The 13852-nt window shown below is 70.2% G+C and carries 8 protein-coding genes and 1 tRNA gene; 5 read left to right on the plus strand and 4 right to left on the minus strand.

The window, feature by feature from the left end; translation table 11 throughout:
• Positions 1–406: 406 nt before the first annotated feature.
• Positions 407–1642 (minus strand): cysteine desulfurase family protein, encoded by a 1236-nt coding sequence (locus GZ998_RS12490; RefSeq protein ID WP_162679983.1) that lies wholly within the window; start codon positions 1640–1642, stop codon positions 407–409.
• A 48-nt stretch (positions 1643–1690) separates the two neighbouring features.
• Between GZ998_RS12490 and nudC the strand changes: the two genes are divergently transcribed.
• Positions 1691–2824, plus strand: a complete 1134-nt coding sequence (nudC, locus tag GZ998_RS12495; RefSeq protein WP_219110074.1) for an NAD(+) diphosphatase — start codon at positions 1691–1693, stop codon at positions 2822–2824.
• Between the two features lie 143 nt (positions 2825–2967).
• On the plus strand, positions 2968–5088 hold the full coding sequence (locus GZ998_RS12500) for an ATP-dependent DNA helicase UvrD2 (RefSeq protein ID WP_219110076.1): 2121 nt from the start codon (positions 2968–2970) through the stop codon (positions 5086–5088).
• Here the strand turns inward: GZ998_RS12500 and GZ998_RS12505 are convergent.
• Positions 5069–6070: a thiamine biosynthesis protein ThiF gene (locus GZ998_RS12505; RefSeq protein ID WP_238994438.1), complete on the minus strand. Its 1002-nt coding sequence runs from the start codon at positions 6068–6070 to the stop codon at positions 5069–5071. The genes GZ998_RS12500 and GZ998_RS12505 overlap by 20 nt on opposite strands.
• A 141-nt stretch (positions 6071–6211) precedes the next feature.
• Positions 6212–7465 carry a PDZ domain-containing protein gene (locus GZ998_RS12510; RefSeq protein ID WP_374939212.1) on the minus strand — a complete coding sequence of 418 codons (1254 nt, stop codon included), beginning with the start codon at positions 7463–7465 and terminating at the stop codon, positions 6212–6214.
• Positions 7466–7771: 306 nt separating this feature from the next.
• On the opposite strand from GZ998_RS12510, the gene GZ998_RS12515 reads away from it, so the two are divergent.
• Positions 7772–9238 (plus strand): zinc-dependent metalloprotease, encoded by a 1467-nt coding sequence (locus GZ998_RS12515; protein WP_219110078.1) that lies wholly within the window; start codon positions 7772–7774, stop codon positions 9236–9238.
• A 112-nt stretch (positions 9239–9350) separates the two neighbouring features.
• On the opposite strand, the gene GZ998_RS12520 is transcribed toward GZ998_RS12515, so the two are convergent.
• Complete coding sequence (locus GZ998_RS12520) at positions 9351–9956, minus strand: PPA1309 family protein (protein ID WP_219110080.1); 606 nt, start codon at positions 9954–9956, stop codon at positions 9351–9353.
• Between the two features lie 266 nt (positions 9957–10222).
• Here GZ998_RS12520 and GZ998_RS12525 point away from each other — a divergent pair, with 266 nt between their 5' ends.
• Together GZ998_RS12525 and GZ998_RS12530 are read left to right on the plus strand one after the other, a co-directional pair.
• Positions 10223–13624: a UPF0182 family protein gene (locus GZ998_RS12525; RefSeq protein WP_219110082.1), complete on the plus strand. Its 3402-nt coding sequence runs from the start codon at positions 10223–10225 to the stop codon at positions 13622–13624.
• Between the two features lie 106 nt (positions 13625–13730).
• Positions 13731–13807 (plus strand) — tRNA-Met (locus GZ998_RS12530).
• Positions 13808–13852: the final 45 nt, after the last annotated feature.

Genomic DNA, 13852 nt, shown 5'->3' on the forward strand with positions numbered 1-13852 from the left:
CGTGATCCGCTCGGCGCGCAGGTTTCGGCGCATGGGGGTGTGCGGCAGCGGCGCGGGCCTGGTGGTGGCGGGTGCTGGCGTGTGGCTTGCTTGGGTGTGTGGGCATGTTGGGGGTGGCCTCCTCGATGAGGACCCGGGCGGGACTTGCTGGGGCTTCGGCTTGGCGTTAACGCACGCAACCGTAGCGTGACCAACAGCCGCGGCGCTACTGGCTCCATCGCGCCTGTGGAAAACCCTTCACAGGGTGGGGTCTTCGGTGGCTGGGTGCTTGGAGCCCTGGCCCTCGCCCGGGACGGCTCATCGCAGCGACTCCTCCGGGCCCGCCCAGCCGACCCACGTCACACCAACCGATCTCGGCACGTAACGTCTACCGAACTCGGCACTGGATCGGGGCGGGAGGTGTCGGCTATGAGCGCCGTGCGCCGCGCCGTCGGGCCCGGCGGGCCGTGTGTACGGCGTCGGGCAGGACCGCCAGCAGGCGCTCAACGTCCTCGGCGCCCGTCTCCCGGCCCATGGAGCAGCGCAGCGTCGCCCGCGCCGCCCCTTCCTCGTAACCCATCGCCAGCATGACGTGGCTCGGCTGCGCGACCCCCGCATGACAGGCCGACCCGGCTGAAACGTCGATACCCGCCATATCCAGCGCCATCAGCAGCGCCTCGGCGTCGGCGTCCTCCACCCACAGGTGCGCCGTGCCGGGCAGGTGCGCCGCGTCATCGGGCAGGGTCGCGTGCACACCCGCCAGCGCCGTCGCCCCCGCCAGCAGGCGCGCGCGCAGCGGCTCCAACCGTGCCGTCTCCGCCGCCCGCTCGGCCACGGTCAGCTCCACGGCCAGCGCCAGTGCCCGCGCCCCGACCACGTCCTGCGTGCCCGAGCGCAGTCCCCGCTCCTGGCGTCCGCCCCCGGTCGGCGCCACCAGGGAGAAGTCCCGCCGCGCAATCAGGGCGCCGACGCCGACCGGCGCCCCGAGCTTGTGCCCGCTCAACGACAGCGCATCCAGCCCCCAGCCGTGAAAGTCCAGTTGCACCCGGCCCACCGCCGCCACCGCATCGCTGTGCACAGGCACGTAACCCGGCGCGTCCGGCCGGTCAGTGCCGGTAGCCGCGCGCACCGCCGCCACGATCCCGGCCAGGTCCTGCACTGCACCGGTCTCGTTGTTCGCAGCCATCACGCTCACCAGGGCGGCCCCGCACGCCAGTACCTCGCCAATCGCCCCGGCCTGCACCCGGCCCGCCCCGTCCACGGGCAGCTGCACATGCTCGCCGCCCAGCTGTGCTGCGGCGGTGCGCGCACTTTCCAGCACCGCCGGATGCTCAACCGGGGAGGTGACTAGGCGCGGACGATCCACTCCAGCGGCCCGGGCCGCCAGCACCCGGCCAACCACGGCCAGTGCGTCCGCCTCGGTGCCGCTCCCGGTGAAGACCACCTCATGCGGGTCCACCCCCAGTGCCCCAGCCAGCCGGGAACGTGCCTGCGCCAACAGCGCCCCGGCCCGGCGCCCCGAAGCGTGCTGCGCCGCCGGATTAGCCCACCCGCCCAGATCACCGGCCAGGTCGTGGGCGACCTGCTCGGCCACCTCCGCCCGCACGGGCGTGGTGGCGGCATGGTCAAGGTAGACGCGCGCGGCGGTACTCCCGGAACTCATGCGGGCAGCGTATCCGCCGCCTAAACCGGCCGCGGATAGGCTGGCCACATGACCTCCGCCCCGCAGCCAGCCCCCGACCGTCTCGCTCCCGGAACCACAGGGACCACTGCCCGCTCCCTGTCACGCGCCACGACCGACCGTGACGCCGAGCGCCGCGGCGAGCCTGGCCTGCTCGACCGGCTTGCCGCAGACCCAGCCACTCGCCTGCTGCTGGTGGACGCCCGCGGACGCGTCGCCCTGGATGCCCCGGCCACCGCCGCGGACCTGCCCGACGACGGCCTCGCCCCCGCCGTGCCGCACGACCGCGACGACGCCGTCTGGCGGCCCGGCCACGCAGCCGACGCCCCCAGCGCTGTCCGTCCCCGGCTCGCGCCCCTGACCGCCGCCGACGTAGACGCCACCGGCCTGACCCGCTTGTACCTGGGGCGTGAACGCGGCAGCGGCACCGGCGATGCCGCTGGGGCCGCCTGGATCGCCGTCGTCGTTCCCACCGACGACGTCGCCACCCCCACCGACGCCGAGGGCGCCAGCCGCCCCCACCCCTCCCTAATGCGGGCAATGGAGCGCTTCCCGCTATCAGCACTACGGGCCGTCGGCGCCGAACTGGATGCCCACGACGCCGGGCTGGCGACCCCCGCCACTGCCCTGGCCGCCTGGCACGCCCGCTCCGGCTTCTGCCCCCTGTGCGGCGGCCGCACCCAGATCGTCCAGGCCGGCTGGGCACGGCGCTGCACCAGCTGCGAGGCCCTCAGCTTTCCCCGCACCGACCCCGCCGTCATCATGGCCGTCACCGACGACGCCGACCGCATCGTGCTGGTCCACGGTGCCACCTGGGAGCAACACCGCTACTCCACAGTCGCCGGCTTCGTGGAGGCTGGTGAGCCCGCCGAGGCCGCCGTTGTCCGCGAGGTAGCCGAGGAGACCGGGCTGAAAGTGGCCAGCGTGGAGTTCGTCGCCAGCCAGCCCTGGCCCTTTCCGCGCTCCCTCATGCTCGGCTACCGGGCGCGGCTGGCACCCGGCGAGCACCTGGCGCGCCCCGATGGCGCAGAAGTGACCGATGCGATCGTGCTCAGCCGCACCGAGCTCGCAGACGCCGTAGCCGCCGGCACCGTCATCCTGCCCGGGCCGACCTCAATCGCCAGGATGCTGATAGAGGACTGGTACGGCGCCCCCATCGGCTGACCCCAGGGGACTGGGCCGCGGCGAGGCAGCGGGTTAACTGGGGCATCCATGGCCATGCGCGCGGGCCGGAGCCGGGCTTACCCCGGACCAGCTAGAGCCCCGCCGGCTAATCATGTCAGCCGGGCGTGGCAGGCTGGGCCGCGATGAACGACCATGCCCAGGCGTCCGACGCCCCGCGCCCCGCGGGCGCGCCCGCCGCTCTGCCCAGCCCCGCCCAGCTGCTCGACGCCCTCGACCCCGATCAGCGCCAAGTCGCCGAGCATCTGGAAGGAGCCCTGTGCGTGCTGGCAGGCGCCGGCACCGGCAAGACCCGGGCGATCACCTACCGGATCGCCCATGGCGTGGCGGTGGGCGCCTATCAGCCCACCCAGGTCCTGGCTGTGACCTTCACCGCCCGCGCCGCCGGGGAGATGCGCTCACGGCTTACGGACTTGGGGGTGCATGGCGCCCAGGCCCGCACCTTCCACTCCGCCGCGCTGCGCCAGCTGACCTACTTCTGGCCCACCGCCATCGGCGGGCGCCGCCATGAGATTGAGCGCTACAAGGGCCGCCTGGTGGGCACCGCCGCCCACCGCCTGGGCCTGAGCACGGACCGCGCCCTGATCCGCGACCTGGCGGCCGAGGTCGAGTGGGCCAAGGTCACCATGACCCTGCCGGAGGACTACGCCCAGGCGGCCGCCGCCCAGGGGCGCGTCGGGGTGGGGAATCTCGAGCCGACCACCGTCGCCCAGCTATTGGCCGTTTACGAGGAGGTCAAGGCGGAGCGGGGCGTGATCGACTTTGAGGACGTGCTGCTGCTGATGGTCGGCATCCTCAAGGACCGGGAGGACATCGCTGCCCAGATTCGCGGCCAGTACAAGCACTTCGTGGTCGACGAGTACCAGGACGTCTCCCCGCTCCAGCAGCGGCTGCTCGACCTGTGGCTCGGGCGGCGCCGCCAGCTGTGCGTGGTCGGCGACGTCTCCCAGACCATCTACTCCTTTACCGGCGCCACCCCCGACTTCCTCACCGGCTTCGCGTCCCGCTACGACGGCGCCCGCACAGTGCGGCTGACCCGCGACTACCGCTCCACCCCGCAGGTGGTGTCCCTGGCCAACCGGGTGCTGTCGCGCTCGCGGCGCAGCGCCGGGGCCCTGTCCCTGCCTCCCGGGGCGGTGCAGTTGCAGGCGCAGCGGCCCTCCGGCCCCGCGGTGCGCTTCGAGGCGTACGACGACGACGTCGCCGAGGCCGCCGGAGTAGTCGCCCAGGTGCAGAGGCTGCAGACCGCCGGTGTGCCCCTGTCCGAGATCGCCGTCCTGTACCGCACCAACTCCCAGTCCGAGGTGGTTGAGCAGGCACTGGCCGACGCCGGCATCGGGTACCTGGTGCGCGGCGGGGAGCGCTTCTTCGAGCGGGAGGAGGTCAAACGCGCCATGGTGCTGCTGCGGGCCGCGGCCCGCACCGAGCGCGCCGCTCTCACCGGGGATCCGGGCGCGGACGCCCGCATGGTGCTGTCCCGGGAGGGCTGGAGCGAGCAGCCGCCCGCCGCCCGCGGCGCCATGCGGGAGCGCTGGGACTCCCTGAATGCGATCGTGGAACTGGCCGACCAGCTCGGCGAGCGGCGCGGCGCGGATCTGGACGGTCTGGTAGCTGAGCTCGCGGCCCGCGCGGACGCCCAGAACGCGCCCACTGTCGAGGGCGTCACCCTGTCCTCCCTGCACGCCGCCAAGGGACTGGAATGGGATGCGGTACTGCTCATCGGCGCATGCGAGGGGCTGCTGCCGATCTCCCTGGCCGAAGGACCCGCCGCGATTGAGGAGGAGCGGCGCCTGCTGTACGTGGGTGTCACCCGCGCCCGCGAGCACCTGGTGATCTCCTACGCGCGCGCTCGCAACCCCGGCGGTCGCGCCGCGCGCAAGCCCTCCCGCTTCCTAGACGGCATCTGGCCCACCGACGCCGGCTCCCCCGCGGGCCGCCGCTCCGGCGCAGGGTCAGGCGCGCGCGCTCGCGCCAAGCAGGCGGCCGCCGACTTCGAGGCCGAGAATGACCCGTCCACCGTGGCACTGTTCGAGCAGCTGCGCGCCTGGCGCTCCCAGGTCGCCAAGGCGGGATCGAAGCCGGCGTACACCGTGTTCGCCGATGCCACCCTGCGCTCGATCGCCGTCGTAAAGCCGAGCGTGCTACCGCAGCTATCGCTTATCCGTGGGGTGGGCGCAGTCAAGCTCAAGGAATACGGGCCCGATGTGCTGCGGGTGGTGCGTGAATTCACCCTAGAGAGTCAGTGACCCATAGCAGCGTATGCGTGCCGCCCGCCGTTCCAGTGGTACCGGGCGCCGCTGCATCAGCGTGCGCCTCACCGTCCGTCACCCGCTGGCACAGGCACTCGGGATGCGGGTGCCAGCGGCGTTCCGTGCCCACGGGCTCGGCTGCGGTCAGCTCGACGCTACGGCCCTCCCACAAGTCTCCGCGACCGGTGATGACATCCACCACCGCACGCGCCGCCAATGCCGCAGCCTGATGCAGCAGCAGGCGCTCCATCACCGGTGCCGGCAGCAGGCGTAACTGGGTGGCCAGGGAGGGCCAGCTGGGATCGGCGTCGCGTTCCCACAGGTCCAGGCAGGTAGTGCATACCGGGGAGTCCTCGGTCACTAGGGGCCCCACCCGCACACTGACCTCCCGCACCACCACCGGCAGCTGCGTGACCCCGGCCCGCGCCAGGTCACGCGCGCACACCGGGTCGATGACATGACCGTCCAGGGTCAGGACCACGTCCGGGCTCCGGTCCAGCGGCGCCCGGGTGCGAACCTGCGGGGACAGGCTCTGAGCCCATTCCTCCAGCGTGCAGTCGTCGGGCAGGATCGTGACTACCCCGGCCTCCACCAGTAGGCAGATGACGTCACGGGCCAGCTCTCCGCCGCCACGGATGGCGACGGCGCCGGCGCGCAGCCGCGCTGCGCGCTCGGAGGGGTCCGCGGTCAGCCGATTCCAGTAGACCGCGTCCGCGTTGTCAGGAGGCTCGGGGGAGGTGTCGATGACGCCGACCTCTTTCAGGTCGCCAATGATCTCTCGCGCTCTTTCCAGGGGGACCCGACTCCAACGGGCGGCCCGGTACACGCCGCCGGGTTGGATTTCTGCGGGGAGCCGGTCCAGTAGCTGCTGCTCGCCGCTGGTCAGCCCCGAGAGGATCGTCGCATGCCCCTGCTCCGCGCCGATCTGGCTCTCACCGGGGGCACGCCACAGGACGGGGGACTGGCCACGGAAGCGCATATCTGCTCCTGAGTGTTGCTGCACGCGTCCCGGACGGGAACGCCGCACACAGCATGGCACCGGCGTGGGTGCTCCGCCAGAGTCAGTCTGCGCCCTGTGGAAAACCGTCGTCGCGGCGGCCTCCGCCGCGGTTCTAGCCGGTCAGTCGGCGGCGAGCACGGCTTCGCAGGTCATCAGTCCGTCCGTGTCATCGGCTGCGATCGCCTGTACCGTGCTCACGGCCTCGTGCAAGGTGCCCACGGCGTAGACCTCCAGGCCATTGGGGACATTGCCAACCACTTCCTGGCAGTTGGCGGCCGGGGCCAGGAAGTAGTCGGAGCCGTCCTTGCGCGCCCCCGCCATCTTCTGCCTGATACCGCCGATCGCACCGACTGTCCCATCTATGGAGATAGTGCCTGTGCCCGCAATGTCCTTGCCGCCGGTGAGGTCTCCGGGCGTGATCTCATCGATGATCCCCAGGGCGAAGATGGTGCCGGCGCTCGGACCACCCACGTCCGACAGGCCGAAGGAGGCGTCGACGTCGGAGTCCGCCCGGGCGGACAGGCTCAAGCCCAGCAAGGACCCCTCTGAGTCCGGCCGGCCATCCCCATCGGCGTCCTGGGGCGTGATGGTGCTCAGCGTGACATCGACGTCGGCCCCGTCTCGCTCCACTTGCAGCGTCACTGGCGTTCCCGGGTCAATCGTGGTCAGCAGATCACGCAGCTGCGGGTAGGAGTCAATGGTGGTCCGGGTGCCGGCGGTGGTAATGGACTTCAGCACGTCACCGGCCTGAAGGTCGCTGCCAGCCTGTTCCTCTGCCGTACCCTCGATTGTGAGGACCATGCGCGGGGCGTGCCCTGTCTCCATCAGAGCGGCTACCACGGCCGCATCCTGGGAACTGGTCATTTGCGCCTGGTTGACCTCTTCAACCTGTTCAGCGGTCAGGGTCTTCGGGCACACCTGCTCCCGGTCCAGGACCGTCTTGTCACTACTGAGCCAGGCGTCCACGAGCATGAAGAACGTCACGGGGTAGCCCGGGCAACCCGATACTGACACTGTGGTCATGCGCAGGGCGCCGGTTGTCTCGTAGGTCTGGGTGCCGGTGACAGTCAGCAGGTCCTCCTCAGCGCCGTCGGACGGGCCTGCCAGCACGTTCCAGGTGGGGCCAGGCGCCTGGATGACCTTATTGACCGGCACAGTCGCGCCTGCGATGACCAATGCGGCCGCCAGCGCCAGACCGATCAGCAGCCGGGAGCGGTGGCGCCCGCGGAGGCGGGCGTGAGGGGCCTGCGGTGAGGCACAGCCTGCGGCCGCGGTGGCATCCTCCACGTCAGGGTCGGTGCCTGCCGCGGAACTCGTCGCGGCCGCGGGCACAGCCGATTGGCCCGGTTCGGGAGAATCGGCTGAGGTATCCACGGTGGTCGGGGCGTGGTCCTCGGGGTCGCCGGCGTGCGGCTCGGTTCCGGGGGCGTCGGAAGGGCGTAGCGTCACGGGGAACATCATGACGGGTGATCCTGGGAGCGGGCTGCCACCCGCCTGAGGTCGGCTGGGGACCTGGCACGCAGCGCGTGGGAGGCGCATGCGGGGAACGAGGGCGGGTCGCATGGCTCGCACTCAGGAATGGATGCAATGATCCGGGTGTTTTCACTGTGCGGTCGCCGCGGGCGTCCCGGCCAGCGCCGCATACACGCCGGACCCACTGAGACCCACCGAGAGGAACCCATGAGCGCGGACCCCTTCGACGAGATCGAGCAGCTGCTTGCCGCGATGTTCGGCCCCCAGATGGCCGCGGACGCGGTGGGTGCCCTGCGGGCCTCCGGTGTTGACCCGGAGCAGCTCGCCCGGATTAGTGGCATGGGAGACCTGTCGCGCCTGACCCCGGCACAGCTGAGTGGCCTTCAGGCACAGATGCAGGGGCTGTTTGCGGGCGCCGCCAGCGGTACCGTCAACTGGTCGATGGGGCAGGACCTGGCGTTGCGTACCGCTCGTGGTGATGGCGACCCGGTCATTACCGCCGCAGATGCTGAACAGACCAGCAAGGCCTTGGCCGTTGCCGACCTCTGGCTCGACGCCGCCACCGACTTCATGCCGGCGCCCGGGCCGCGCGAGGCCTGGTCGCGTTCCCAGTGGGTCGAGCGCACCCTGCCGGTCTGGAAGGATGTATGCGCACCCGTGGCCGATGCGGCCACCGGGGCGCTGGGCGATGCGCTGCAGCACCAGATCACCAGGCTGGCGGACTCCGAGGCCGCGAGCGCCCAGATGGGGGCGCTGGGTAACGTCATGCGTTCCATGGCCGGAACCGCCTTCGGCTTGCAGCTCGGGCAGGCCATCGGCGAGTTGGGCCGCCAGGCGGTTGCCGCCACCGATGTCGGTCTGCCGCTGACCCGCGAGCCGGGGACGGCCCTAGTGCCTGCGAACGTTACGGCCTTTGCCGCCGAGCTGGAGGCCGATGCGGATCAGGTCAGGCTCTTCCTGGCGGTGCGGGAGGCGGCCGCTGCCCGCCTGTACGCCCACGTTCCCTGGCTGCGCAGTCAGCTGCTGGCCGCTGTGGAGGCGTACGCTCGCGGCATCGTGATCGACGTCGACGCCGTTGAGCAGGCAGTTGCCCAGGTGGACCCGAACGATCCGGAGGCGATTCGGCGTGCGCTCGAGTCGGGCATGTTCGCCCCCCAGGAGACGGGCGCCCAGAAGGAGGCCCTGGAGCACCTAGAGACCCTGCTGGCCCTGGTTGAGGGCTGGGTGGAGGTCGTCTCTGCGCGTGCGCTGGCGCCGCATTTGCCACTTGCCGTTGCACTGCGCGAGATGGTCCGGCGCCGCCGTATTCAGGGCGGGCCGGCGGAGCAGGTATTCGCCCGCCTGATCGGGATGGAGTTCCGGCCCCGCCGCGTACATGAGGCCGCACGGCTGTGGGAGAGGCTGGGCGCGGAACTGGGGGACGCCGAGCGCGATGCGTTCTGGCGTCATCCCGACGTCGTGCCTACCGCTGCCGAGCTGGCCAACCCGGACGACTTCCTGACCATGCGGCGTGCCGCCCAGGACATGGATGCGGAGATGGATGCGGACCTGGCCTCCCTGCTGGACGGTACGCTCGGTTACGCCGCTGGCGCCAAGGACGCCGACGCGGGCGGCGGGGCCGCGCGCGAGGCGGATGAGCCGGGAGCCGCCCCGGAGGACGAGTCTGAGCAGTGACGCCGTCGGGGGAGTCTAGGGCGAGCGCCGGGAATCGCCGATGCTGTGCTAGCCGGTGCTAATCAGCTCTAGTCGGTGCTGACCCGTGCCGACCGGAGGCGGCGGAGGGCGGCTATTGCAGAGTGTTCCGCAGTGCCTCCACCAGGCCAGGTACGAGGTTCTCGCCGACCACTACCGCGTCCGCCGAGTCATGGGAGCGGGTGCGCAGGGCACACCAGGACTCCCCGGAGCGGAGCACGCCCACGACGATCCGCACGTCGTCCCGGTCCGGCCGGGACGCCAGGTAGGCGGAGCGCTTCTGCGGATCCCTGATCGCGGCTGCTTCCCGCTCCGCCTCGTCGGGAAGCAGCATCCGTTCCGTGGATATGGCGGTGCCGTCGACCTCCTCGGGCCAGACGATCCCTGCCAGCAGCTCCTCCAGGCTGTCTACCGGTGGCAGGTCGCCCTGCTCAATGGCGGTGAGTGCCTCCGGATCCGTGCGCGCCTCCGCGAGCGCGGCGGCGTCGAGCATCCGTTCCAGCACGGGGTCCTCCTGCAGGGCCGCGGCGGTGCGCACCAGTGCGAAGACACCCACGGGAGCGTCCCAGCCACTGCTGGCGGCATGCTCCTCCAGCTGGACGACCACGCGCCTGAGGGCCGCCTGCCGGGGGGCGGTGGGGCGGTTGACGGGTTTCGCGCTCGGGCTCCCGGTGGGATCCTGGCTCGTATCCTCGATCATGGTGCCATCATGCCAGTAGTGGCGCAGGTACTGGGGTCGGGCGGCGCTTCCCGGGGCGTGGGGTACGTGGGCCGGAACAGGTGCGCGTGGCCTTGAGGCAGGCTGCCGTGCCAGCTTGCTCCGGGCGCAGCGCTGCCTATGAATTGACTTATATTTTGTGGGCCTGACGTGACGTGTGCGACGATTGGGCTGGTGGCGCCGCCGGCGCTGGCCGCTGTGCGCCAAGCGCGCACGCACAATGACACGGAACGACACGGAGCGTGAGCGTGAGCACCAGGCCCGACGACGATCCAATCGACAAGCCCGACGACGAGTCCGCTGCCCAAGACTCCTCCGAGACGGAGAGCCGAGACGACCGCGTGCGCGGCGGTTTCTTCCAGGCGGACGACGCAGACGCCAGACCTGGGCATGCACAGGACGAGCCCGGTGACGGTGGGCGAGCAGGCGCGAGCGCGGATGAGGTAGACGCGCAGGATGACGAGCCGGAGGACTCCGGTCCCTTCGCCGCATCGGCATTCGACCCGTCTGCGCTTTTCGGCCTGGGCGCCTCCTCGCGCGCGGGCGGGGGAGCATACGCGGCGCGGCGGCAACGGCGACCCGGTGGCGGGGCCGGCTCCAACCACCCGCCGACCCAGCGCAGCGGTGGGGACGCTCGTGGGCGACCGGGCCCGCTGGCCCTGACCATCGGCATCCTGGCCCTGCTGGCCACCATCATCGCCTTCTTGTCGCGCACCTGGACGGAGGTGCTGTGGTTCGACCAGCTGGGCTTCTCCCGCGTCATCTGGACTCAGTGGATTGCGGCGGGAGGCATGTTCCTGATCGGTTTCCTGATCATGTTCGCCGCAGTATTCGTGGCGATCCGGCTGGCCTACCGCGCCCGCGAGATCGGCATGCCCCAGGACGAGGCGACGCGCAACCTCGCGGCATATCGTTCCGCGGTCGAGCCCATCCAGCGGCAGCTGACTTGGATTGTGCCGGCGGGGCTGGCCCTGGTCAGTTCCGCCTGGGATGTGGCGCCGCGTTGGCGGGAGGTGCTGCTGGCGGCTAATGCGCAGTCCTTCGGGACGACGGACCCGCAGTTCGGGCTGGACGTCTCTTTCTACGTGTTTGTGCTGCCGGTGCTGGAGCTGCTGGTGTCCTACCTCACGCGCGTGGTCGTGTTCGCGGGCATATGCAGTGTCGTCGTCCACTACCTGTACGGCGGGATCTCCGTGGCGCGCGAACCGCACTTCACCCGGGCGGCCCGGGTACACCTGACGGTCTTCCTGGCCCTGTTCGCCCTGCTGCGAGGGGGCTCCTACTGGCTGGGGCGGTACGCCTCCCTGTATGCATCGAACAGCAGGTTCGACGGCGCCGGCTACACCGATGTCAATGCCTCCCTGCCCGCCAGTGCGATCCTGGCTGCAATCAGCGTGGTGGTGGCGGCACTGTTCCTGTTCTCCATACGGTCGAGCTCCTGGCGGCTGCCCATCACCGGTGTTGCGGTGATGATTGTGTCTGCACTGCTAATCGGCACCGCCTACCCGGCGGTGATTCAGAACTTCGTGGTCAATCCCAACGCCCAGCGGGAGGAGGCGCCTTATATTGATCGCAACATCAAGGCCACGCTGACCGCATACGGCCTGGACGATGTTGAGATCACCGACTACGACGCCAAGACGACGGCGGAGGCGGGGCAGCTGCTGGAGGATGCCGAGTCCACGACGTCGATCCGCCTGCTGGACCCGAACCTGGTCTCCCCGACCTTCCGCCAGCTGCAGCAGAACAAGCAGTACTACTCCTTCGCCTCCTCGCTGAACGTAGACCGGTACAACATCGACGGTGCGAGCCGGGACACGGTTATCGCCGTGCGCGAGCTCAACTTCGACGGCCTTGATGCAGGGCAGCGCACCTGGATCAACGAGCACACCGTGTACACGCACGGCTACGGCGTGGTGACGGCCTACGGAAACACCGTCGCCTCCGGCGGCTACCCCTCATTCTGGGAGGGCGGCATCCCCTCGGTCGGTGACCTGGGGGAGTACGAGCCGCGCATCTACTTCGGCCAGGCCTCGCCGTCGTACTCCATTGTGGGCGGTGACGACGGCGGCAGCCCGCGCGAGCTCGACTACCCCGATGACTCCGCACCCTCCGGGCAGGTGAACACCACCTTCTCCGGGGACGGCGGGCCGGACGTGTCCAACCCGTGGAACCGGCTGCTGTACGCGGTGAGGTTCCAGGAGATGAACATCCTGTTCTCCCAGGAGGTCCGCAGCGGATCGCAGATCCTGTACAACCGCAACCCCGCGGACCGAGTGGCGCAGGTGGCGCCGTGGCTGACCCTGGACGGCAGCCCCTACCCGGCGGTGGTGGACGATGATGGTGACGACTCCACTCCCAAGCGGGTCGTTTGGATCCTTGACGGCTACACCACCACCAACAACTACCCCTATTCCCAGCACGAGTCGCTGGAGGACACCATGAGTGACGCGACCTCCGGCTCCGCGCTCCTGGGTGCACCGGAGGAGTCCAACTACGTGCGCAACTCGGTCAAGGCCGTAGTAGACGCCTATGACGGCTCCGTGACCCTGTACGAGTGGGATGAGGACGACCCGATCCTGGCCGCTTGGAAGGCGGTCTTCCCGGGGTCGGTCACCCCGATGAGCGAGATGAGTGCAGACCTGATGGCGCACATGCGCTACCCGGAGGACCTGTTCAAGGTTCAGCGCACCGTGCTGGCCAACTACCACGTCACCGACCCCGAGGACTTCTACTCCGGCGGTGACTTCTGGAAGGTGCCCGATGACCCGACCAAGTCGGGTGACGAGGCACAGGCCCCCTACTACCTGACGTTGAAGATGCCGGACCAGGATGAGGCGACGTTCTCCCTGTCCAGCGTCTACATCATTGGTGGTAACACCGATCGCAACGTGCTCACAGGTTTCCTCGCCGTCGACTCGGAGACGGCCGGCGGCGAGAACGGCGGCCGCAACCCCGATTACGGCAAGTTGAGGCTGCTGGAGCTGCCACGCTCGTCGAATGTGTCTGGTCCCGGTCAGGTGCAGAACAACTTCAACTCCAACGCCACCGTCTCTCAGGTGCTGAACCTGCTCTCGCAGCAGGGCTCTGAGGTGATCCGCGGCAACCTGCTGACTCTGCCAGTGGGCGGCGGATTGCTGTACGTGCAGCCCGTCTACGTGCAGGCATCCTCCGGGACGCAGTACCCGCTGCTGCGGGAGGTGCTGGTCTCCTTCGGTGACAAGGTCGGCTTCGCTGACACGCTCTCGGAGGCCCTGGACCAGGTGTTCGGCGGCGACTCGGGCGCTACTACGGGGGAGGAGGCCGTCGACGGCGACGCCGCGGCGGCTAACGACACCTCGGCGGAGGCTGAGGAGGGCACCGATCAGGCCGTGCCCACTGTCGAGGCCACACCACCGGCCACGACAGACGCTACGCCGGAGGCCACGCCGCAGCCGAGCGCAGCTGCTACCCCGGGGGCGACCACGGGGTCCGGCGACCCGGCTGCCGATCTGGAGACCGCGCTTTCCGACGCGCAGACGGCTATGGAGGACGCGGGCAAGGCGATGCAGGACGGAGACTGGTCCGCCTACGGCGAGGCCCAGGACCGCCTGACTGACGCCCTGAACCGGGCGGTGGCTGCCCAGCAGCAACTCGACTCCCAGGGATGAGCCGCCGGGCCTGAACAGCGTGAGTGGCGCATGCGTCGTGGTGAGCAAGGGCACGTCGCCCGGGTTTGCCGTCCCCGCGGGCGGCGGACTAGAGTAATGACCACGACGCGGGGTGGAGCAGTTCGGTAGCTCGCCGGGCTCATAACCCGGAGGTCGCAGGTTCGAATCCTGCCCCCGCTACCACGGAAGGGCGGAATCGCAACGGAAACAAGTTGCGATTCCGCCCTT

Origin of the sequence: Actinomyces sp. 594 (genome assembly GCF_019325145.1) — a bacterium.
Taxonomy (GTDB): domain Bacteria; phylum Actinomycetota; class Actinomycetes; order Actinomycetales; family Actinomycetaceae; genus Actinomyces.